Origin of the sequence: Saccharolobus shibatae B12 (genome assembly GCF_019175345.1) — an archaeon.
GTDB lineage: Archaea > Thermoproteota > Thermoprotei_A > Sulfolobales > Sulfolobaceae > Saccharolobus > Saccharolobus shibatae.
Genome location: NZ_CP077717.1, coordinates 2,126,213 through 2,149,527, shown reverse-complemented (window position 1 = coordinate 2,149,527; position 23,315 = coordinate 2,126,213). Strand labels below are relative to the sequence as shown.

General features: G+C 37.6%; 20 protein-coding genes. 12 read left to right on the top strand and 8 right to left on the bottom strand.

From position 1 onward, the window contains the following. Nucleotides 1-115: 115 nt before the first annotated feature. The 5 genes from J5U23_RS11215 to J5U23_RS11195 all read left to right on the top strand — a co-directional run bounded on the left by J5U23_RS11215 (nt 116) and on the right by J5U23_RS11195 (nt 5,873). The gene (locus J5U23_RS11215) at nt 116-1,495 is read left to right on the top strand and encodes a TldD/PmbA family protein (protein ID WP_218260778.1); all 1,380 of its coding nucleotides are present in this window, start codon (nt 116-118) and stop codon (nt 1,493-1,495) included. Next, nucleotides 1,488-2,717: a TldD/PmbA family protein gene (locus tag J5U23_RS11210; protein WP_218258292.1), complete on the top strand. Its 1,230-nt coding sequence runs from the start codon at nt 1,488-1,490 to the stop codon at nt 2,715-2,717. Before J5U23_RS11215 ends, J5U23_RS11210 begins: the two co-directional genes overlap by 8 nt. A 79-nt stretch (nt 2,718-2,796) precedes the next feature. Continuing rightward, a complete protein-coding gene (locus J5U23_RS11205) occupies nt 2,797-3,888 on the top strand; it encodes an acyl-CoA dehydrogenase family protein (protein WP_218266207.1) in 1,092 nt (363 codons plus the stop codon). A gap of 28 nt (nt 3,889-3,916) precedes the next feature. After that, nucleotides 3,917-4,351 (top strand): MaoC family dehydratase, encoded by a 435-nt coding sequence (locus J5U23_RS11200; RefSeq protein ID WP_218258290.1) that lies wholly within the window; start codon nt 3,917-3,919, stop codon nt 4,349-4,351. Between the two features lie 223 nt (nt 4,352-4,574). Continuing rightward, on the top strand, nt 4,575-5,873 hold the full coding sequence (locus tag J5U23_RS11195; protein WP_218260775.1) for an ATP-binding protein: 1,299 nt from the start codon (nt 4,575-4,577) through the stop codon (nt 5,871-5,873). Here the strand turns inward: J5U23_RS11195 and J5U23_RS11190 are convergent. Together J5U23_RS11190 and J5U23_RS11185 are read right to left on the bottom strand one after the other, a co-directional pair. Further along, nucleotides 5,859-6,659: an acyl-CoA dehydrogenase family protein gene (locus J5U23_RS11190; RefSeq protein ID WP_218258288.1), complete on the bottom strand. Its 801-nt coding sequence runs from the start codon at nt 6,657-6,659 to the stop codon at nt 5,859-5,861. The genes J5U23_RS11195 and J5U23_RS11190 overlap by 15 nt on opposite strands. A gap of 45 nt (nt 6,660-6,704) precedes the next feature. Beyond that, on the bottom strand, nt 6,705-7,346 hold the full coding sequence (locus J5U23_RS11185) for an MBL fold metallo-hydrolase (protein ID WP_218258287.1): 642 nt from the start codon (nt 7,344-7,346) through the stop codon (nt 6,705-6,707). Between the two features lie 81 nt (nt 7,347-7,427). Here J5U23_RS11185 and J5U23_RS11180 point away from each other — a divergent pair, with 81 nt between their 5' ends. Together J5U23_RS11180 and J5U23_RS11175 are read left to right on the top strand one after the other, a co-directional pair. Further along, nucleotides 7,428-7,781, top strand: coding sequence for a HEPN domain-containing protein (locus J5U23_RS11180; RefSeq protein ID WP_218258286.1), 354 nt, complete (start codon nt 7,428-7,430; stop codon nt 7,779-7,781). Further along, complete coding sequence (locus J5U23_RS11175; protein ID WP_218258285.1) at nt 7,747-8,193, top strand: nucleotidyltransferase domain-containing protein; 447 nt, start codon at nt 7,747-7,749, stop codon at nt 8,191-8,193. Before J5U23_RS11180 ends, J5U23_RS11175 begins: the two co-directional genes overlap by 35 nt. Here the strand turns inward: J5U23_RS11175 and J5U23_RS11170 are convergent. Then, a complete protein-coding gene (locus J5U23_RS11170) occupies nt 8,159-8,758 on the bottom strand; it encodes a haloacid dehalogenase type II (protein WP_218266206.1) in 600 nt (199 codons plus the stop codon). The two genes, J5U23_RS11175 and J5U23_RS11170, sit on opposite strands and share 35 nt — an antisense overlap. Nucleotides 8,759-9,423: 665 nt before the next feature. Here J5U23_RS11170 and J5U23_RS11165 point away from each other — a divergent pair. From J5U23_RS11165 to J5U23_RS11150, 4 genes are all read left to right on the top strand, one after another. Next, nucleotides 9,424-10,845 carry an MFS transporter gene (locus J5U23_RS11165; RefSeq protein WP_218266205.1) on the top strand — a complete coding sequence of 474 codons (1,422 nt, stop codon included), beginning with the start codon at nt 9,424-9,426 and terminating at the stop codon, nt 10,843-10,845. 207 nt (nt 10,846-11,052) lie between these two features. Further along, complete coding sequence (locus J5U23_RS11160; protein ID WP_218266204.1) at nt 11,053-11,319, top strand: hypothetical protein; 267 nt, start codon at nt 11,053-11,055, stop codon at nt 11,317-11,319. A gap of 268 nt (nt 11,320-11,587) precedes the next feature. Next, nucleotides 11,588-12,748, top strand: a complete 1,161-nt coding sequence (locus J5U23_RS11155) for an RNA-guided endonuclease TnpB family protein (protein ID WP_218266203.1) — start codon at nt 11,588-11,590, stop codon at nt 12,746-12,748. A 182-nt stretch (nt 12,749-12,930) separates the two neighbouring features. Further along, nucleotides 12,931-13,986 (top strand): ISH3 family transposase, encoded by a 1,056-nt coding sequence (locus tag J5U23_RS11150; protein WP_218266034.1) that lies wholly within the window; start codon nt 12,931-12,933, stop codon nt 13,984-13,986. A 114-nt stretch (nt 13,987-14,100) separates the two neighbouring features. Here the strand turns inward: J5U23_RS11150 and J5U23_RS11145 are convergent, their stop codons facing one another. From J5U23_RS11145 to J5U23_RS11125, 5 genes are read right to left on the bottom strand one after another with little or no spacing between them, the layout of a single operon-like run. Beyond that, entirely contained in the window at nt 14,101-15,960 is a 1,860-nt protein-coding gene (locus tag J5U23_RS11145; RefSeq protein ID WP_218266202.1) for a glycoside hydrolase family 15 protein, read from the bottom strand. Then, nucleotides 15,957-17,063, bottom strand: a complete 1,107-nt coding sequence (locus J5U23_RS11140) for an ABC transporter ATP-binding protein (protein WP_218266201.1) — start codon at nt 17,061-17,063, stop codon at nt 15,957-15,959. The genes J5U23_RS11145 and J5U23_RS11140 overlap by 4 nt, the downstream gene beginning before the upstream one ends. Next, entirely contained in the window at nt 17,060-17,941 is an 882-nt protein-coding gene (locus tag J5U23_RS11135; protein WP_218266200.1) for a sugar ABC transporter permease, read from the bottom strand. The genes J5U23_RS11140 and J5U23_RS11135 overlap by 4 nt, the downstream gene beginning before the upstream one ends. 10 nt (nt 17,942-17,951) lie before the next feature. Further along, on the bottom strand, nt 17,952-18,830 hold the full coding sequence (locus J5U23_RS11130) for a carbohydrate ABC transporter permease (RefSeq protein WP_218266199.1): 879 nt from the start codon (nt 18,828-18,830) through the stop codon (nt 17,952-17,954). Between the two features lie 8 nt (nt 18,831-18,838). Next, a complete protein-coding gene (locus J5U23_RS11125; protein WP_218266198.1) occupies nt 18,839-20,383 on the bottom strand; it encodes an extracellular solute-binding protein in 1,545 nt (514 codons plus the stop codon). Nucleotides 20,384-20,605: 222 nt separating this feature from the next. Between J5U23_RS11125 and J5U23_RS11120 the strand changes: the two genes are divergently transcribed. After that, on the top strand, nt 20,606-23,314 hold the full coding sequence (locus J5U23_RS11120; RefSeq protein ID WP_218266197.1) for a glycoside hydrolase family 57 protein: 2,709 nt from the start codon (nt 20,606-20,608) through the stop codon (nt 23,312-23,314). The last annotated feature ends 1 nt before the right edge of the window (nt 23,315 follow it).

The following is a 23,315-nucleotide window of genomic DNA, read 5'->3' as shown; positions in this document are numbered from 1 at the left end:
TGATGACATTCTTACTACTAAAAGTTTCGCCTTTAATGGGAAAAAGTAAAAGTGTTAATGTGAAGACGAAGTTAGAGTTGGCAACCTTTTTATTCGACTAAGTTTATATCATAGTATGACTGATCTGCAGTCCCTTTACGATAAATTCAGATATCCTTACGTGGAAGTTAGGAGGCATGTCATGTCGACGTTTGGGATGTCTTTTCTTAATGGTAGATTAATGGGATCGTTTAGGTTTAAAGATGATGGTTATTCAGTTAGATATTACAAGGAAGGCGTACTATATTTCGCTTCATCAAATAATCCCAACGATTTAATCAACGGCAATAATAAGGAGTATAAGATAGAGGGATGGGAGGGAGGTTTTGATAACACTGAACCTAAGGAGGGTAGTTATGAGGTTAAAGAGGGTAAACCTTTTGACCTTATGTCAATTGACGAGAAGATAAGCTTCTTTAAGAACCTATATGAAGCTGTAAAGGACTTTCGTTCACTTAAGAGCGTTTCATTTTTCTATGACGAAAGTATTGAGGAGAGGGAGATCATAGTTAACGGCTCACGTATAATTGGAAGAGTCCCTAGGCTTTACGTAGGAATGAATTTAGTCCTCAACGAAAACAATAGGACAGCTACTGCATTCTACGAACTTGGAGGTAGTGGTGGGTTGGAAGTGCTAGATAGAATGAATTTGAATGAGGTTATAGTGGATAAAGTTAGGTCCGTTACTGAGGTCTTGGCTAAGGGTAAAAGCCTTGGTGAGAAGACTACTGATGTAGTTTTAAGCAATATGTTAACGGGGATAATGGCTCACGAATCTGTTGGGCATCCATTCGAAGCTGATAGAGTTTTGGGTAGGGAATTCGCTCAAGCCGGTTTGAGTTACCTAGCTGAATTGAAGGATAATAGGATAGGTAGTGATGTAGTTACTGTCATAGATGATCCTACAATACCGAATAGTGGTGGTTATTACACAATAGACGATGAGGGCGTTGAGGCTAGACCCAAATATCTAATTAAGGATGGTAAGGTTAACGAATATTTGCAAAACAGGTTTAGTAGTAGTAAATTCAAGGTTAAGAGTAATGGTTCAGCGAGGGCTGCGAACTTCGATAGGGAACCTTTAATTAGGATGTCTAATACTTTCTTTAAACCCGGTAACATGACCTTTGATGAGCTTTTAGAGGACGTCAAGGAGGGCGTTTACATAAAGAGTTACATGGAGTGGAATATTGATGATATGAGGTTAGGTCAGCGATATGTTGGGTTGGAAGCTTATGAGATTAAGAACGGTAAGATTGGTGATCCAGTTCTATTCCCAGTTTTTCAAGGGAAGACCACTGAATTGTTAAAGGCAGTTGATGCAGTTGATAATACTTTAATATTTTATCCGGGTACCTGTGGTAAGGGCGATCCGGATCAAGGTATACCCGTTTGGCTAGGTGGGCCTAATATGAGATTGAGAAATGTTAGGATTAAGGTGATGGGAAATGAATGAGGAAATGGTAAAATACGTTCAAGAAGTAAAGGGAGAAGAAGTAGGATTATTAAGAGTAAAGATGAGGAGGATAATCATTAAGCTAGTGGAGAGTAAGGTAGCTACAATACAGAGAATGACTAACAGTTACTATTTCCTAGCGTTAAAGAAGGACAGCCAAGGGTTCTTGGGTAGGATAAGCGATCTAAATGAAAAACCTAAACTAGCCCCAGTAGACTTCTTCCCTGTTATGAGTAAAAATGAGCGAGAATACAAAATGGTAAGGAATAACACTAGCATTTTATCACTATTTGACGATTTATCGCCTCTTCTATCCCTCATAGAGTCTGAATATCCACTTTACGGTATAATATCAATAGATGATGTGGAAAGATCATTGGTTACATCTAAGGGATTTAATGGAACGGAAAACAATCAAAGCATAAGCGGTTACTTTAGGACTAAGAATAGGGACCATAGCGGACAATGGGCTTTTTCTTCTACTAATTTCTCTCCATCTCAAGTTAAGGATAGTATAAAGAAGGCTAATGAGTTGGCATCAATTACTGGCAAATACGAGATTTCTGAAGGTAAATATGACGTGATTCTCTCTCCTTTAGTAATGGGTAATTTAATGGAGAGCGTTGCGAGGATGGCTTCAGGTTACGCTATAATGTCTGGGATGTCGATGTTGAAGCTTGGAGAAAAGGTGGGATCTGATAAGTTTACCTTATTAGACACTCCTAAGGAGGATAGACCTAACTCGTGGGGATTCGACGATGAAGGCACGTTCACATATAACAAGGCTATAATTGAGAAAGGTGTATTTACAACTCCTTTACTAAATAACGAGTTGTCAACTGTCTTTAAATCACCCAGTACCGGGAATGCGGGATGGATATACCCATCAGCGTGGAATTTAGAGGTTAAGGAGGGTGATACAAGCTTCGAGTCATTACTTTCCGGCAATTTAGTTTTCATAAACAATGTATGGTACACTAGATTCCAAAACTACGCTGAGGGTGATTTCTCAACAGTTGCTAGAGATGCCACTGTAGTTTATAAGAACGGAAATCCTGTTGGAGTAGTGGGCAGGGTGAGGATAGCTGATAATTTAAAGAAGATTTTAAAGAATATAATAGAGTTATCAAGAGAGAGGTACTCTGTAAGATGGTGGGACGCCCCTATGCAAGGAGTTTATCCATATGCTTTGGTCAAGGATGTTAGACTAAGTGTAGCGTGATGAGCCGTGTTTCAGCCGATCTGTGACGATAGCCCTTCGGCTGAGCAATTTTTTATTTTATAATTACTAATTTTTACTTGTGAATGAAGAGGAGTATAGGTTAAAGTTAAGGGAATGGATAAGAAATAACGCTTCTGAGTCGTTAAAGGGAAGAAAAATCCTATTTGAGACAGTAGAGTTTGATGATTATAATGACTTAAGGTCTTGGCAAAGGAAATTGGCTGATGCCGGATATTTGGGGATAACGTGGCCTAAGGAGTACGGGGGTCAAGGCTTAGATCCAATTTACGAAGTGATCGCTTATGAGGAGTTCATAAGGGCGGGATTACCATATGGTAGAAGTTTAGGTTCAATTGGTTTGATGGTAGTTGCTCCTGCCATTTTAAAGCATGGAAATGAAGAGCAGAAAAGAAAGTATCTGCCTAGAATATTAAGAGCTGAGGATATATGGTGTCAAGGTTTTTCTGAACCACAAGCTGGTTCTGATTTGGCTTCAGCAACTACTAGGGCTGAGGATAAGGGTGATTACTTTTTAGTAAATGGGCAGAAGATTTGGAGTAGTTACGCTCACATTGCCAACTATATGATTCTCTTAGCGAGAACTGGTGAGGATAAGTATAAGGGCTTAACAATGTTCATTCTTAACATGAAGCAAGAGGGAATCAGAGTATCCCCCATAAATCAGTTAACGGGAAAGAGCGATTTTAACACTGTGTATTTCAACAATGCTAAGGTTCCTAAGGAGAACATTATAGGTAACGTAGGTGATGGTTGGAAAGTTGCAATGACAGTTTTAAATCATGAGAGGTTCATGTTGGGAGTTACCATGTTATTTACGTCGAAGATTGCCCTAGAGAGTTTGAGGGGAGTGAAGGAGAGAGAGGAGTTGGAGGATGAGGTTGAAGGTCTGGAGGCGTTTTATAGGAGAATTTTGGTAAAGCTAAGGAGAGGAGAGGATATAGACGTAGAAGGTTCTATGTTGAAGCTCTTGGCATCAGAATTATTGCAGAGGATATACGAGATTGCGGTTACAAATTACGATTTGGAGACAGTGATGAAAGAGAAGTGGTATTTAGGTATGTTAGCTTCTAGAGGTAGAACAATAGCTGGTGGTACCTCAGAGATTCTCAGAAACGTTGTAGGTGAGAGAGCTCTTAAACTTCCGAAATAATTATATTACATTTCTCCTTTCTTATAATATGTTCTTCGATGATTTTCAAGTCGGCCAAAAGTGGGAGAGCAAAGGAAGGACTATAACTGATGCAGATGTTGTAATTTTCACCGGAATGACTGGCGCGCTTAACCCATTATTTTTAGATGAGGAGTACGGTAAAAAGACTAGATTTAAGGGTAGAATAGTGCCGGGGTTATTAACCGCATCAATTGCAGTTGGTTTAACTTATCAATTATCATCAGATCCTTTTGGCGAGGGTTTCGTGGCTTTAACTAGACTAGAGATGGACGCTAAGAGACCAGTGAAAATAGGGGATACGTTAAAAGCTGTAATTGAGGTTACTGATAAGAAGGAAAGGGAGAAGGATGGTAGAGTGTATCTGACAATAAGGACGTTAAATCAGTTAGGAGAAGAAGTAATGACACTAAAGATGGAAATATTGTGCAATAAGAGAAGTTAAGGAATGGAAAAAGTGAAGGGACAAGTTAAGTTTTTGTCATCTTACTTTACGTTAAACAATTTATAATTAATAAGAAATACATTTAAAGAAATCTATTCTTTAAAATACTATATTATAACGGGATTATTCTCGTTTGTTTTGATCCATACTGTGGATCAAATTCACGTAAAAATGATCCATACTGTGGATCAAACTTATTAACATTTAACCGTAGATTTTCTTAGTGAATAGGGAGTTAATATTAAAGGCGTTAATAGACTGGAATTTCTGGTATAAGAATCAATTTATTGGTATTGAAAGAGATTACTCCAATCAATTGTTAAGCTTATTAGGTAAAGGTTTTGCAATATCAGTGATTGGCGTAAAAAGATCTGGGAAGTCAACAATTATTAATCAAGTTGTTAAGAAGCTAATTGACAAGGGGGAAGACCCATTTAATACGTTAATAGTCAACTTTGAAGACTCTCGCTTTGGCGAGATAAGGACTGCTAATGATCTGTTTTCATTGTACGAATTGTACAAGGAGATAAGAAAGAAAAAGGATAGTAGACCTTACGTCTTTCTTGACGAAATTCAGAAGGTCCAGGGATGGGAGGGATTTGTCAGATCAGTAGTGGATAGAAAGGAGGCTAATGTAGTTATTTCTGGTTCCACGTCATCAGTAAATAATAAGAATGTTAGAGAAGTATTAGCTGGAAGGCACTTAGTATTAGAAGTTTTTCCTCTCTCGTTTAAGGAATTCTTGAGGTTCAAAAACATCAGGTTGTCAACGGAACTAGATATGATAGCCAAGGAAAATGAGATAAAAGGACTATTCTCAGAGTACTTAAACTATGGAGGATTTCCGCTAGTAGTATCTAACGATAACGAGAAAGATAAGGAGAAAATACTTTTGCAATTGTACGAAGATATAATGCTCAAAGACGTAATTAACGAATGCAACATAAGGAATGAGGAGGATGTCAAAAACCTAGCCTTATTTTACATCTCAAATGTAGGAAATAAGATACGTTACAGAAAAATATCTAACTCTCTGAATATTCCCTTGACTAATATTTTGAGATTCACTGAATGTATAAAAAATGCCTATCTAATTTTCTTCGTGAAAGCCTTAAGCCCAAAGCTGAGCGAGATGGTAAGATATGATAGGAAGGTATATAGTATCGATAATGGTATATCTAACGTGTTAGGATATAGGCTAAACCAGAACGTTGGTAGCTTATTTGAGAATCTAATATTCCTAGAGCTCTTGAGGAGATATGGGATTAACAACATTTTCTATTACAAGGGAAGAAGAGGCGAAGTGGACTTCGTCGTTAAAGTAAAGAATGAAATAAGGGAAATATATCAAGTAACTTATGAGTTAAGCGATCTAGAGAGGGAAATAAAGAGTATCGAGGAGTTTCTAAAGATTAGGAAGACAAAGGCTTACATTATAACTTTTGATAACGAGGGAGAGGTAAAGATTAACGATAACGTGGTGAAAGTAGTTAAAGCTTGGAAGTGGTTACTGATGGAATAATTTCTCTAGCAATACAACCCTCTTCAGATGAAGGTGTAAGTCAAGATCTGCAGTAAACCCTATTCCCCCATGCGACTGAATTGAGTTGAGAATTGCTTTGAAGGCTCTAGTATAGGCGTGTTTAAATATCCTTACCGGACTTGTTGGATTAACCAAATATCTAGACCTAACTAACTCTATTCCTAAGGCATCGTCAACAATCCTGTGTTTTATTGCTTGGTAAGAACCAATTGGTTTACCAAACGCTACTCTATTCTTAGAGTACTCAACAGTCTCCTTGAGTACTGCAGTTGCATGACCTATAACTTGAGCTGATGCAAGTAAAATTACCTTATCAAAATCCACATCTGATTGTCTCCACTTACCATCAATTACCTTATAAACTCTCACTGAGGGGTCTGGTGACTCTATTTCTTCAACACTTACATTATTTTTATCTGAAATGCCCTTTGGTGTAACAATGACTTCTGCCTTATCAACTTCAGCAACGTAATTAATACCAACACTTATAGGATAATCAACTCCTAACATTGAGCTAAAAGCAACTATTCCCGGCAAGAAGTTCTCACCAATAATCTCATTTATTAACAAGGCGTTTGTTAGGCTAGTTTCCTTAATGAACTGAAAGATACCCAGATCCCTAACCTTATTGAATATTTCCAAGATTTTATCTCTACTAACCTCATGTTTCTTAGCTCCATACTTATTCCATTCCCTACTTAAGAACTCATTAAGTGAGTTTCTAACTAGTTCTAAATCCTCATTTGTCTCAACGTCTAAAAGCAATTAACCTTCACCACAATTCATAATTATGAATCAAGGTTTAAATTATTAGACTAAAAACTTAGAGGAACTAACGCCGTGAGAGACGTAGACAATTGATGGGTTAAACGCCTTTATCTTCTTAACGCTTTTGCTTAGCCCCTCAAAATCCTCGTAAATATTGGGATACTTTAATCCACTCTTATCGCCTTGCAAAGTATCACCAACTATAATAGCGTTCAATTCTGGCAAGTAAATTGATACGGAATCATTGGTGTGACCTGGAGTCTTAACTATTTCAACACCCTTAACGAGCTCACCTTCCTCCAGAACGAAATCAACGTTTACACCGTTAAATTTTCTAAAGAGAAAAGGTTTACCAATTGAGAAAATAATCTTAAGTGCCGACGAATGCAGAACTGGCTCCCTTATTTTACCGTTCTCTAGATAATCGATCCCGTTCCTATCAATCCCGAACTTAACGTCATTAACAAACCTCTTCAACTCAGATGCCCCTCCAATGTGATCTGCATGGGAATGGGTGAATATTATACTTTTTATCTTGTTAGGATTCTTACCAAGTCTAGTTATTCCCTCGATAATTTTTCTCCCACTACCAGGAGTACCACTATCAACTAGGATAAGTCCATCCTCGTTAGTCTCAATTAAAAATGCCTTAACGAAACGTAAAGGGATTTCAAAGACTTTCATAAAAGATGATTGTAAGACATAAGTATAAATTCTCTGGGCAACATAACTAGTTTAATTTTCCCTCTTACTACTTTTTATTTAATGGCAAAGTGGTTTGAAAAGAGCGAAAGGGAAAGGGAAGTTGCACTTCTCCTCTTCGATAAAGGATACTATCCAGAGACATGCTTTCATTGCCATATGGCAGTTGAACTCAAGTTTAAGGGAATTCTAGTTGAGAAAACTGGTGCAGTAATTTACACTCGCTCGTTAAAGAGAATCTTACAAGAAGTTCAAAAGGTTAAAGATATAAAAATTACCGATGAGATATTAGATTGTGCAAATTACCTATCAATGTTATATACTGGCTCTAGATATCCAGAAGAAAGCCTCATTGATATGGGCAAAGAAGAAGGTGAGAAGTGTGTTAAATGCATGGAAAAATTACTCTCTCTATGACGACTTAATGGGGATTTATAGGGAAGAGGAAAGGGAGGCTAAGGACTACATTTCCACAATTTGCAAGAAGGAGTACACAGTTATCCTCTTCGGTTCAAGAGCTAGAGGGGATAATAAGATCTACAGCGACTGGGATATTTTAGTCATAGGAAAGGAGAGACCACCAATACCTCCTGCTTCAATTGATTTACATTACGTTAGCCTCGATAGGGTTGATGAAAAGATCAAGGATTTCAACGCCATTGTTATTGATGCATTTTATGAGGGGAAGGTTCAGTGTGATAACCTTTCAATATATGATAATGTAAAAAGGAAAGTTCTTGAGAGGATAAGGGGTTATAGAAAGACTAAGGAGGGATGGTTTAGGGAGGACAATACTAACTTTTCCTTAACCACTCATATAACTCCTTGAAATCCTTTACTACAACATCTGGCTCGTAACCCAATGGGTCAACCTGTAAATTCCTCCTATTAACATATATGGCTTTCATTCCAGCATTTTTAGCGCCAATAACATCAAATGGATTTGACGAGACTAAATACGCCTCTCCTTTAATCGCTTCAAGGAAGTGTCTATACACTTTAGGTGAGGGTTTATATTCCTTTACCTTTTCTGCACTGAAGATCCCCTTAAAGTAATTTAACATGCCGTTTAATCTGAGAAGTTCTTCAATGCTCCTAGTAGTGCCATTAGATAGGATGTAAATATCAGCTATGGTGGATATGTCCTTTAAATATACTGCATCTGGATGTGTCCTTAGACTTCTCCATTTATTTAATTCATCCTCCATTTTGCCCTCTCCTATGGTGTATCTTATTGCCATTTTAGTTACCTCATCGAAATCCACATATCTCCCCATAATGGTTAACAGCCAAGTATATTCTAACTGTTTCCTCCTCATTTCTTGTGAGATCTCAGATAGATCTAAAATTGTACCGTATAGATTAAACGCCAAAATTTTCTTCTCTTTTCCCATATCTTCTCTTATGCTTTTATGTATATAAGCAATTGTAAATATCTCTTAACCAACTCTGTCAGCTACTGCAATATTAAGACGTAATGGTTGTTATAAATATTATTGACTGGTATTTTACAGTAGGATACAAACATTTCATCTGTATAAATAATTCTAAAAAACTATTGCTTATTTGGGCTATATCAAATGGCTAAAGTTTGTGGATAAATGGTAAGGGGAGTATTACTTTCAATTTATTGTGCGATCGAAAATACCACTATTTCCACTGGAGTTTAGGCTTTAGTATTAAGTTGTTCGGTTAACTGGAGGTTAACTCGTCAAATTCACCTAACTCTTTTCCAGAAGTCTTTGAGTGCCTAAAATTAACGATATAACGTGAAACTATGCTCAATACCCCGTTCTGGCTATTTCCTATGCATCTAGTAAAAATAGTAACACAGGAGAGTAAAAACATTAATTTCACAAAAATATTTCTCTATATACTTAAAACTGATTATTAATCAAGAAATATTCTATTATACTCTCTATTCCCTAAATTTTCCCCTAAAACTTAAGGGAAGTAGAGTCTAGACTCACGTTAAAGAATGAAATTATCTCATCATTATTTTTATTTGGTTTCACGTGAATATGAAAAACATAAATAGTTAGAGTCTTAACTATTAATTATGAACTCAAGCAATCTAGCACTTCTAGTTCTCGTCTTCGGAACTTTGATGTCAGCAATTGATACCACGATAGTAGTTTTAGCGATCCCGTCGATAACTGAAGAACTTCACGCAGATCTATTCATTATGATCTGGGTAATAATTTTGTATTTACTAGTTATAGCAGTATTCACTACACAGTTGGGGAGGTTGGGCGACATATATGGAAGGGCGAAGTTTTACAATTTGGGTTTCGCAATCTTCACATTAGGTTCTGCGTTATGTGGAGCATCTCCCAATGCGATTTCATTGGTCGCATTTAGGGGAATTCAAGGTATTGGGGCGGCGATGATGCAAGCCAACGCTGGGGCAATAATAGCAGATATTTTCCCTCCAAATAGAAGAGGGAGGGCTTATGGATATACTGCAATTGGTTGGAATGCCGGGGCAACATTGGGTATAGTGTTAGGAGGATTTATTACTACCTTTATTGGATGGCGTTACATATTTTACATTAACGTACCGATAGGAATTATTGCACTTATCTTAGGTTTAAGGTATATTAAAACCTTAGAAACTAGGAAAGTTAAATTGGACATGGTTGGAATGATCACTCTACTAGTTGCATTGTCATCCATGGTTTATGGTGCTGTTGATATCGCTGGATATGGAATTAGGGCTTTAAATATTGTCTTGATTTCTCTAGGTCTAGTGATTTTGCTAATATTCTTCTGGTTAGAGAGAAAGCATGAGTTTCCAATAATTGACTTAAGGGCTTTTAAGGGAAATAGGGTCTTCACGTTTTCGTTGCTTGCGTCTTTCTTACAAAGTACTGGTTATTTAGCTACAGCGTTTATTATAATAATGTATTTACAAGGCATAAGGGGGTTATCTCCTCTTAACGCATCCCTTCTTCTCGTTCCCGGTTATGTCTTAGCCAGTCTAGTAGCTCCATTTACTGGCAGATTATCTGATAGGATTGGTGCTAGAATCCCTGCTACTATAGGAGTTGGTTTAATGCTAATTGCTGTCTTAATTTACCTCACTCTCTCCTTGAATACGTCTCTTTATATTGTGATATTGGCTTCTACAATCGGAGGCTTAGGATCTTCGTTGTTTTTCCCGGCTAATAATAGTGCAATTATGGCTAATGCACCTAAGGGATTTTATGGTGGTGCCTCTGGACTAGCAAGAACATTAGCCAACTTAGGGAGTATAATCAGTTATACAATAGCTATTAGCATATCATCTATTGTTGTTCCTAGATATGTGGCCTTTGAGGTTTTCCTTGGGACTTCAAATTTAATAGGTGGTGTTGCTTCAGCATTTCTTACCGGGTTGAAGGCGGCATTTTACGTTTCCTTAGGAATATTAGCATTAGCGTTAGTGCTATCTGCAATTAGAGGAAAAGAGGTTAGGACACAAATTGCGAAAGATAGTTAATTTATTAATTTCCAACGTCGATAATATATTATGCTAAAAGAGATTCCTCAGATAAGGTCTTCTACTACTGCGAGCAACATTATATCCATAGATTATCAAGCTTAACCTAACAATTTGATCGTCAAGTTGTATACTTGCTTATAGTCTAAAGGGCAACGACATTTCTAAAATTACACAAAAACCTTTCCTTATATTAGGGAGAAAGTCTTGCCCTTTAAAGTCTCAGGGAGTATAAATAATTTATTAACAGTAATGACGGATAAACCTAAGTTTGGCCCTTTATGTGATCCTGGCGAGATGTCTTCAAAGCCATCAAAAATAAGATCTTTTAAAGAGGAAAAAGAGACTAAGGTTAAGGTTAACGATAAGGTAATTGAGGCAAAAGTTATAGTAACAAATATATCGGTTTACGGTGAGTACAGAGACCCATTCGGATTACCTTGTGTCGTTGTCAACACGGTGGTGTTATATTAATAAGATATGCTTTACAGTTCATTCACAAAAGAGGTTAGTGGAAAGAATTGAGCAATTAACTAATACATATGGTCATTGAATAATTGATGAGATTTCAAGAACGTTAGAAGAATTCTCAATGGACCTTGATGATAATAGAGCAAATGACATGCAAAAGGTTAGGTAATGATGAATTAGTTTTAATCATAATTTTTACAAAAAATGGGGGTTAAGGGGACGGAAAGCCCCCTTATAAAGTTTAAATGTTAGCTCTTTTAATTTTCTCCTAATGGCTAGGAGGGTTAAAGCGATCAGAGCTACTGTTTCGATGAAGATCGCCCTATCTGAACCCCTCCTAGCTCTTGTGAATAACTACGTTAAGGCACTACGTTTCACCCTATTTTGGCTAAAGGAGAATGTTCCAAATCCGGAAGAGAAGGGTGTGTTAGGAAGAGTCCATGAGGAGTTATACGATAAGTTAAGAGGGGAATATAGTCTACCATCAAAGGTTGCTGAGGACTGTTATAGGGATGCACTCTCAGTATACAAGGGTTGGTTTAACAATCCAAGGAGGGGTAGGTTTCCTAGAGTGTATAAGCCAACTGTATGGTTAACACCGAAAGCAAGTTATAACGTAGACTTAGAAAGGATGACTGTTAGGATTGCTGGTGTCGGTGAGCTCCCAATCCTTGGTTATCCTAGAAACATTAAGGACTACATGAACTGGAAGATGAAGGAGGCAAGGTTAGTAGTCAAGGGTGATAAGGCTTTTCTAAAGGTTGTTTTTGAAAAGCCAAAAGGGAGTATAGAAGCTAAGGGTAGTATTGCTGTCGATATTAACATGAATGAGATAGTAGTGGGGGAGGATGATACTCATTACGTTAGGATTCCAACTCGTCTTCATGAGGTTCATCATTGGAAGTCTCTAGCTGAAGCTCTGCAGAGAAAGTATTCTAAGAGGTGGAGGGGTAACAAACACATACTTGTAAGGATTAAGCACTTCCACTCTAAGGCTAAGCGAATCATGGAGGACTTTGCTAGAAAGGTAGGGAAGTGGGTTGTTGAGGTTGCTGAGGGTTTTAATGTTAATGTTATTAAGTTAGAGAACCTCAAGAACTTGATTAATCATGTTAATAAACTACCACGTGAGTTTAGGGATGAACTGTATCTTATGCAGTATCGTAGGATTCAGTACTGGATTGAGTGGCAGGCTAAGAAGCATGGCTTGTTGGTTCAATATGTTAATGCTCACTATTCATCAGTTTCATGCCCTAAGTGTAGTAAAAAGATGAAAGAAGTAGGTTATAGGTACTTCAGCTGTCCGTCTTGTGGTTATGAGAATGATAGGGATGTTATTGCTGTAGTTAATTTGAATGGGAGGGGGTCTCTGACCCTCTCGACTGCCCACCAGATGAGAGATGTAAACCCGAATCAATGGTGGGAACGATGAACCCTCTGGGAGGGAACCCTCACCCTTCCACGGTAGACCCAAAATCATTTTACAAAAATAATTCCGGTAAGGTACTATTAATTTTATAGAAAATAAATGGAATTTATAACTATATTAGGAGTTCAACAAATTGAAGAAAAGCTTAAGGTGAGGAAGACGGTATTATCACGAGGTGAACCAAGGTGATAACACCTTGTCTTCCCCACCAAAATAACATTCAACAAATAGGATATAAATTACTTTCCATGTTAGACTTCCAAGGAAAAAAGGCAGAGAACGTAGAAAAAACGCTAGTCTCCGCGTGTTTATGGAACGACTCCATAGAAAACAAGTCAAGCGCATACAACGTATCACCACAAACCGTGAGGAATTACGCGGAGGAGCAAGGTGTGGAAGTAGTTGAGAAACTCTTGGAACAAGTGAGGAAAATATCCTTGGATACGCTGAAGGGAGAAAAGGAAATAGACATTTCAATAGACTGGACCACCAAAACTTGGTACGGGAAACCGGTGGAAGGACTCGGAAGCTCGGAAAAGGGAAACTCGTGGAACTACGCAACAGCAACGACTAAACATGATGGGAAAGTACTCCTACTGGCTTTCGTCACACATGTGAACGGGATGACCAAGGATGATATCGTGAAGATCCTCGTGGAGCAAGTTGTTGCAATGGGATTCAAGATAAGGTTAATAGCTCTTGATGCGGGTTTCTACACAGTTGATGTGCTTAACTTCATTTCGCAGTTCAATTATATAATCGGAGTTCCCGTTGGGGACGTGAAAGTCTATGAGGAGTTTGATGGAGAGTACATGACAAATAGTAAGAGGCATAGGAGGGATGAACAGGTTAAGTTCAGGCTGATCGTGTATCGCAGGGAGAAAATCAAGAGGAAGAAGAAGGTTGTTTACTTCGCTAGGGCGACTAATCTTGACCTACCGAAGAAGGAGGTGTTGAGGTTGTACAATAAGGTAAGGAGTCCCATAGAGACCTCTTACAGGAACATCAAGGCTTTCCTTCCCTTCACCAGTTCCACTAAGTTCGTCTTCCGCACGTTGATCTTCGTGCTGGCCATGGTTTTCTACTCCTTGTACACCATATTTAAGGGTGTGGTGAGGAGGGAAGAGTTCAGATTATTGCTTATCCTTTTGTTTCCTGGTGATTTATTCAATCTGGAAAATTTTCTATTTAAACTAATAAATATGCTTATTAATGTAATAGATTTATTTTTAGGGAGGTGATTTTGGGTCTACCGTCCAGGGTGGGGAGGAAGTCAGGATAGAAAACGACGTAATTAAGATTATAACACTTATCCCAACTAAAAAACTTAATATAATCAAGAGGAAACGTTCTCTTCATCTTCTTCTTAATGTTATAATTACAGATATTATGGCTACTATTGCTATCATGATTCCTAACACATAATATCCAGTTAGTGTTGTAGTCTGACTATTGGTCACGGGTCTATAATTTAAGGCTACCATGACGAACATTGCTGATGACCATGTTAACGGTGAAGTTGTAGGTAAGGGATATGCATATTTAGGATCTATAGCTTCTGGTAAAAGGCCATGTTGCGAATGATCGTACGCCCAATACATTAAACTAAGAGCTTCATTGTATTTGCCTAACTCTTCTAAGTATAAAGCCTCAAATAGTGTGGTTATTATCCATGGAGGTTCTGGCGAAGTGGCGTCATATAGCGATTGAGAGTAATGATATATATCATTAGGAAATCTAGCTAGTCCACCAGCTGTAAGAAGCGTTTTGTTTATAATCTCGAAGTTTGAAACGGAATAGTTAGATGTAGGCGGAAGATAGCCTAAATTAATAGGTAACAAAGCGGCTGAATCTACTGACGGAGGTTCCGGAGACAGTATTGTCTCACTTTTCCCTCCTTCAAATACAACTGAAACTCCTAAAGCTGAGGCGAAATAGTCATCATTCCAGAAATTCTCTATGATACTTTGATTTAATTCCTTCTCGTAGTATAGAATTGCGGTATAATTACTAAAGTTCAATGCCCTATATATCTCGGCTACACTCTTTAATCCAAGGTCATTAATAGCTTCAGTCCAAAAGTGATAGGCCTCTCTGTCTTCCCACACGCTTAAGTCTTGGGGCAGTAAATGATATTTTGACTCGTTAATCATTTCAATTTGATATTTCACAGATTTATATATCGTAGGTAAGATTTGCTTGAGAAAAGTTACATTACCAGTAAGGTTATAATATTGATAGATGCCCATTTCATATAATCCTATTCCATCAAGTTCCGGTATTCCAAACGTGGTGTCAGGTTGGCCATCATAGAAATTATATCTAGTATACCAGACCCCCGGCTGTAATTGACCAGCATTACTCCACCATAGCCAAAACTTCAAAGCGGAGTTATAGTGCCCAGCTAATTGTAATGCCATGGCACTAAAAGCAGAATCCCTTACCCAAGAATAAAGATAAATTGGAGAAGGCGAAGCGGCGAACGTCCCTAAATATGGGTTTTGGTCATCTTTAATTAGTAATAGTGAGAGATAGTACTCTTTCAATAAATTGGTTGGTAACCCTCTTGGTAACTTAGATGAATTAAGCCACTTTCCTATCTCCATGTCGTTTAGTTTAGTCAACCCCGATATGTTGAAATTAGGCTGAGCACCAACACTTAGCTCCACAAACCACTTTCCCTTATAAACGCTTATCTTTTCTGTATTGTTCTGAATAATGTAACTAGCGTTAGTTGAAATGTAAATCATTGGAATAGTGTTTATTCTGACTAAAGAACTATCCACATGCAATATTGTAGTATTAGTTTTAATGTAAATTGAAGTTGATGAGTTAGTGTTGAACAAGATAAGGATATATGGTGTATTTGGGGGTGTAAGTATAGAAATATTTCCATTAGTGCTTATCAGATTAATAGTGTTGTTAAGGTTTAAATAAGCGGAAGTCGTTAGGATATCAAAGTTCACAGTGAGGTTAACAATACCGTATTTTCCTACGTAAAGGTTTCTTATTGATGTATTATAAAGAGGGAATCCGTTAAGTTGAGGGTTTGGTATTGGTATACCAGTTACAACCCAAATTGACTGATTTACCCAATTGTTCAATAGCAAATACGATGGTGAGCTGTATTGAGATGAAGGCGTAGCAGAGATTATTAAAAGTGGACTTGTAAGGAATAAAAACATAATAAAAATGGTAAAAAATTCCTTTCTCACTTCTTCTTCACTTTCTCGTATTGCTCAAGTAGGTTTCTTTCGCTTGAAGCATCAAAGAGTACTACCTTACTAGTATCAATGGATATCCTTACTTTTTCTCCCCTTTCTCGTCTAGATAGTGATTTCTCTATGACTCTAATGGTAGTTTCCTCACTGATCTTTAAGTGAATTATACTATATGGTCCTAGGTCCTCTACCATTTCAACCTTTCCCTCTATTTCTCCGCCATCGCGTATCTCTATATCTTCTGGTCTTACTCCTACAAGAACTTTTTGACCACTTTTCACTAGATTTTTGTATTCTTCCGGTAATCCTACTCTATAGTTGTCTATTATTATCGAGTCACCCTCTATTTCACCCCTTATAATATTCATGGGGGGATTTCCTAGAAAGCTCCCTACCCAAGCGCTATTTGGTCTCTTGTAAATTTCCATCGGATCACCATAAGCTTGTACTACACCATCGTGAAGTATTGCTACTTTCGTTGCTAAGCTCAAAGCCTCAACCTGATCGTGTGTAACGTAAATTATTGTAGGCTTAAGATCACGCTGTAGTTGTTTGAGCTCTTCTCTAGCCACTACCCTAACCTGTGCATCTAAATTAGATAAAGGTTCATCCATTAGTATTATATCAGCTCCCTTTACTAATGCCCTTGCAATAGCAACCCTTTGCATTTGGCCTCCACTTAATTGGCTAGGTTTTCTCTCTAGCAAATTGTCTATTCTTAACATTTTAGCTACTTCCAATATCCTTCTCCTTATCTCCTCTTTTGACAAGTGCATTACTCTTAACGGGAACGCGATATTATCGTAAACTGACATAAAGGGGTATATTGCGTAGTTTTGAGGCACCATCGCTACTCTTCTATCTTTAGGAGGTAAATCATCAACAAGTTCTTCTCTCAGATAGACGTGTCCCTTGTCTTGTCTTAATAATCCAGCTATAATCTTCAAAATTGTAGTTTTTCCTTCTCCAGATGGCCCCAAGATTACTACAAATTCTCCCTTTTCTATCTCTAAATTCAGTCCCTTAAGAACTTGCACTTTCTTTTTCTTTTCCTCATACTCCTTCCAAATATCCTCCAATTTAACATAACCCATCATTGCTTCACCCCTGCTAGATTACTATATGCACGAGTCATCATTCTTTGCGAAACAATGAATAATGCCATTAACGGTATCCCCATTATAACTGCTCCAGCTGCAAATATATTATATGCTGGAGCGCTTGCTTGATTTAGCAAACCAGCCATATAATATAGCCCTATTGTTGCAGTCCACTCTTTTATATTGGGAAGGAGAAACGAATACGCTAATGCGAAATCCAAGTATGTTCCACTAAAGCCTAATAGTGCCGTTAAAGCCACTACTGGTAATGCTAATCTCATCACTATTCTTAAAAATGCCCCAAATCTAGATAGGCCATCAATCATTGCTATCTCTTCATAAGATGCTGGTATCGAATCTATGCTTAACTTTGCAATGAAAGCTGCAAAAATTGACGTTCCCGGAGTATAAGCTAGAATTAGACCTATGTAGTTAAGCAAATGGAACTTAGCAAATAATAGATATAAAGGTACTGCAGAAGCTGTATATGGGAAAAACGTAACAATATAGATAAACGTTGCCAAAATTTTCTTAGCGGGCACATTAAGCCTGGATAGAGCATATCCAGTTATTAAGGCTAATAGAACTGATATGATGGCTGTAGAACCGGCTAATATCAAACTATTTCTAATCCATAACGGGAAGGAGCCTCCATATAAGTTTGTAGTAAATAAGTATTCGTAGGCTGTGAAATAAATGTGTTTAGGTAATAAGTCTGATACAGCCAATGAAATCAGGTTTGGAGCATTACTAAATGAGGTAACGAAGACATAATATAGCGGGAATATGGAAAAAGCAGCCATTATTATTAATACTGCATACGAGATGGCTAATCTTAGGATTTTAAATAACTTGTGTTTTTTTATCTGCGTCACGTGGATCACCTCATGTAAACGAATCTAAAATTCTCGTGTATTTGATAACTATTATTCCCAAAACTATTACAAAAATAGTTGATATTATGGACCAGGCAGCTGCTAAAGCGAAATTACTATAACTAAATGCCTCTTGATAGGCATAAACTATAAACGTCTCAGTAGAAATGCCTGGGCCTCCACCAGTTAAGACGTAAATCGGATAGAAATTATTCCAAGTAAATACGAAGCTGGTTATGAATACGAAGGCAATAGTCCTCCTAAGAGAGGGCAACGTTATAGTTAAGAATTTAGTAAAGGCATTAGCTCCATCTAGATCTGCTATATCGTATAGCTCTCTAGGTATACTTTGCAAGGCGGAGTAGAACACTGTCATAAAATACGGGAAGGAAAGCCAATCATTAGTGAGGATTAACTCTATCCAAGCATCAGTGGTTGAAGTCAAAGAGTTTACTCTAGGTAAATGAAGTAACGGCAAGATTAGTCTATTCATCATTCCGTAAGGGTCAACCCACAATCCTTGCCATATTAGAATTGATATGAAACCTGGAAAAGCCCAAGGTAATATTAATATAGCGTAAAAAATTGACCTTCCCTTAAGGTCTGTTTGATTTAGAATTAGGGCTAATACGAAACCTAACGTCATCATGGTTAATAAACTACCTATGGTCCAGATTAACGTATTCTTTAACAGCTCTAAGAAATACCCATATTGAAACATTATGAGATAGTTCCTCAATCCCACATAGCTGTAGGTTAAGAAGTGCAACAAGCTTAGATTAGTAAATGAAATATAAACTGAATAGAGCAATGGAAATACGAAGAGGAAAAGTGTCACAATAACTATGGGCAAAATATAAAAAAGGGAAAATAACTTATCTTTTTTCATTTCTTAGTTCACCATCTTTTTTTAGGACTAATTATCACAACCATCGGTGTTAATATCGCTGAGATTAACGCTAGCATATATTGCAATGGAGGAATTATGGGTAAAGGTAATAGTGAAGACATTAGACCGTTTTGTACAAGAGCCTGGATAAAAGCTTGTTCCATTCCTTGCGATGCTTGAGTCGCATTTACCTTATTAGCGAAGAACTCACTAGCGTATTGGTGGAACGAGTTCCAATAATAGGCCATTTGAGGTATGTTCGGGAATTGTTGACCATATTGGGCTTGTTCTAAAATACCTTCCATTATTTGATTAAGGTATGCTGGTTGTAACATTCCTTCCTTTAATTGGGTTAAAGCCTCATTGTAGGCTTGTAGATTAGCTGGTATATCGTGTGCAACTTCCCATAATCTCAAATCAGCTTGATAGTTAGTGAAATAGAGAACGAATATTAGCGCTGCCTTTATTTGCATTTGCGTAGCGCCACTAACTTGAGGTGAAGATATTAGAAAGCCTGTAGAACCAATAAATGGCTCTGCCCTTAATCCAGTCTGGCTAACTACTGGTAATGGTGCAGCACCTAAATTAGGCCCCAATGCTTGGAGATACGCATTTAGATCCCAAGGACCATCAAATATTATGGCAGTTTGATTCGCCACAAATAACTGACCCTCAGCACCTCCAGCACCAGTAGAAGGAGCTAAGTAATTGACCTTAAGATTATAGGTTAAATTGTACCAGAAGTTCAATGCGTCAACCATGGCAGTACTGTTCAAAGCAGGAACTATCTTACCATTATTAGTAGAAAATATTTGCCCGCCAAATCCAGCAAACCACGCCGCAAATCTATAACCGTATTCATCACTTGCTCCATACGCTATTCCCCAAACGTGGTATGTCTTATTAACGCTTTCGGCTATTTGTACTAGCTGTTCAGTAGTGTTTGGAGGATACGGGACGAACTTCTTATTGTAGAACATTACAATATAGTTCACATTATCCGGTAGTCCGTACAAGGAGCCGTTTAATTCCCAATCTTTTATTGAAGTAGGTACATATAATGACGTAATGCTCTGAGGCAAATACTGTGATAAGTTTAGTACTAATCCAGCTGCGAATAGTGCACCTCCAGAATCGCTAGTGTCTCTATATACTATTGGAGCTTGTCCAGCCTTCGCAGCAGTCTCAAATTGGGAAGTACCAACTCCAACTCCATATGTTACCTGGACGCGAATCCATGGAAATGCTTGCTCGAATTGTGCTAGTGTCTCATTAAACGCTTGATTTTCGGACGTACTATAACTGTTCCATACCGTTATCGTAACTGGCGTAGAAGGCGCAGTTGAGAGACCAACTAACTGCATTAAGGCTTGAGGATTACTAATATTTAAAACACTTGAAGTTGTTGTGGTTGACGTCAATGACGTAGAATGTTGACTACTTAAATATGCATAAATGCCACCTATGGCTATCACAATTACTACAACTATTATTACTGCTACTAGTGTCTTTGAAATTGCCTTATAATCTATCTTTTTTCCTTTTCTACCCAAGGCGATTCACCTTACTTATTCATTTATTTCTTAGCAAGGTATAAAAGTTTAGCTTGGCGAATTTTGCCTTAAATAATTCATAATGATAATTAATCCCAATTATAGGATACAAACTATTAATATGAGATCTTTTTAGTTATTGATATAGGAGAGATATCTATAAGATTTTATGTAGTTGAGTAACTTTGGAATTAAACTAAATCTTAAATAGAAAAGTTTATAATGATAAAAACCTCATGTTTATCAATGGTTAATTTCCCTAAAAAATCAAAGACACTTTTACTTCTATTTTTTGTCACAAGTTTAATCTCAGCGCCACTCTTCATTTCAACGTCACAGTCGATAAGCGTAAACTTCACCGTTTCGAGCAATGGTATGGTGACTATTTACATTGGAGGCATACCACAAAATAATACTGTCATTTTGCATTATGGAATCGAAAGCGGACCACAACAAGCGTGGACTGAGATATTCAATGTTGCAATGAAATGGAATGGGCAGAATTTCAGTGCAACAATAGGGCCGTTTGCAAACGGAACCTGGATAGCTTGGGTATTTTACGACAATACTACTGGGCAATGGATAAATTACGATAATCATCCATTCTGGAATTGGAATTTAGAAGTTAACCCCCCAAATCTAGGACAAACATATGCTACAGTACTTCAAAACGGTTCCATATTGATAACAGCAATAGGAAGAGCTCCCGACGAGTTCGATATACATTATGGACTAACTACTGGACCTCAGACTGGATTATCATGGAGCGATATAACTGATGAGTTGATGACCTATAATCCATTATGGGGTAATTACACAATAGTGATAGGTCCGTTTAGTCCAGGCCAATGGGTGCAATGGGTTTATCACGATCTGACTCTAAATCAATATTATCATAACGCATCTGGTCAAAACTTCGCAATACAAGACGTTTACTCATTCATTCAGTACATTAATGCTTCATATAATAGATACGTATACGTCGAGGGCCAGCCAGCAAATGTTACCATATATCTGCAGAACACCATTTCACAAGCTATTAATTCCTTAATTTCAATTCAAGTAGCTGGTCACGTTTACAATTTGTCATCAACGTTGAAACCCGGATACAATCCATTATCCTTAACATTAGATACATCCCAAATACCGCAAGGAATCTATTATCCACAACTTAACGTTTACGTGAATAATAGTCTTCAGAGGCAAGCAGCCTTACCACCATTATATGTCCTAAACACTACTGGGAAGAAGCCCTTAAGTTTAGTAATAGTCTGGAATATGCATCAGCCCCTTTATGTAGCTCCAAATGGTAGTTGGGAACAACCTTGGGTATGGTTACATACTGGGCAGGACTTCAACTGGAATGGAAGTTTAGTTGGAGCTTATGAATTGCAAGCCTTGTTAATAAAACAGTTTAACGTTAGCGTAACGATAGATTTCACGCCAGTCCTATTATATCAATGGGAGACAATACTTCACGAGAAGAATTATAGCTTTACGTCCAATTTTGGGATTAATCCCAATCACGACATATCTGCAGTAAATTACACCATAAATCTTTATAGGCAATTAATTAATGAGGGTAAGGTAGACGTCCTCACAGTACCGTTTTATCATCCTTTACAGCCATTGCTCCTCCAAGATGGTTATTGGAGTGACGTCCTAGCTCAAATCAGAATGGGTGAGAACTTCACTCATGAAGTATTTGGAGTATGGGCTAATGGCACGTGGACTCCAGAAATGGCATTTGATATGGATTTAGTGGGGCTTTATAATGAGAGTAACATATCCTATACGATACTAGACCAACAAGGTTTTTTACCTTACGTTACATTGGTTAGCGGTTCATTAAACCCAGATCAACCCTTCATAGTGGAGAATAACCTAGGTCAAACTATTATCGTGCTATTTAGAAATACCACTCTATCTAACGAATTCGGTTTTAAGTTCTTCAGCCAATCTCCTAAGCTTACTGCTCAAGAACTCATACAACAATTGGCTGAAATATATATGAATAACCCTGGAGGTGTTGTAACAGTCGCTTTAGATGGAGAGAACCCTCTGATCTTTAATCCTACTACTGGCCCAGCTGATCTATATGCAATATACCAAGCTTTATCTCAATATCAAGGACAATGGCTAATAACTCAAACTGCAAGTGAGGCAATAGCAACTCATAAACCTTACAGTGTAATAACCAATCTACCAGTAAACTCTTGGGACCTTAATCTAAACTATTGGAACAATGGATACCCTGGTAAGACAGAAATATGGCAGAACGTTTCACTAGCTAGGGAATATTTAGTAGCTTATACAGTAACTGTTGGAGCTAACGTTTCACCATTGGTCTATCTACCTTTAAATGAGACGCCTAATTCAACTAACCTAGTAGATACATTATGGAATTACCTATATGTTGCAGAAGGTAGCGATTGGACTTGGCAAACTGGCCCTCCAGCAAATGGTCCACAATGGTTTAAAGAGCAAGCAATACTATACACTTCTACGATAATTTCAGAGGTTAAACAGCAGTTTAGTCTAATAAAACTACAAAGCGCGAAGTTAGATGGAAATAACTTAAAGCTCAGCATATACAACGGAATCAACACTACAGTACGTTTATTGCTGGTAATCACTAACGGTAAGCAACAAATACAATTACCTATAATGTTGAGTCAAGGGCAAAACGACTTTAAGATAAAATTATCTAATGCGTCTAGTCAGCTCCAGATAGCGCTATATTCTCCCGTCTCTACCTCACAAGTGGGCTTAACATTAATTCCCATTAATAGTTATGGATTCCTAATAGCTCAGTATCAAGTTACCCTAAACAAATCAACGAGTTCCATGGTAACTTACTTGTTGACGTTAATTGGTATACTAGTAGGGTCAGCAATAATAATAGTTATAATGAAGAGAGGTCATATTTAGT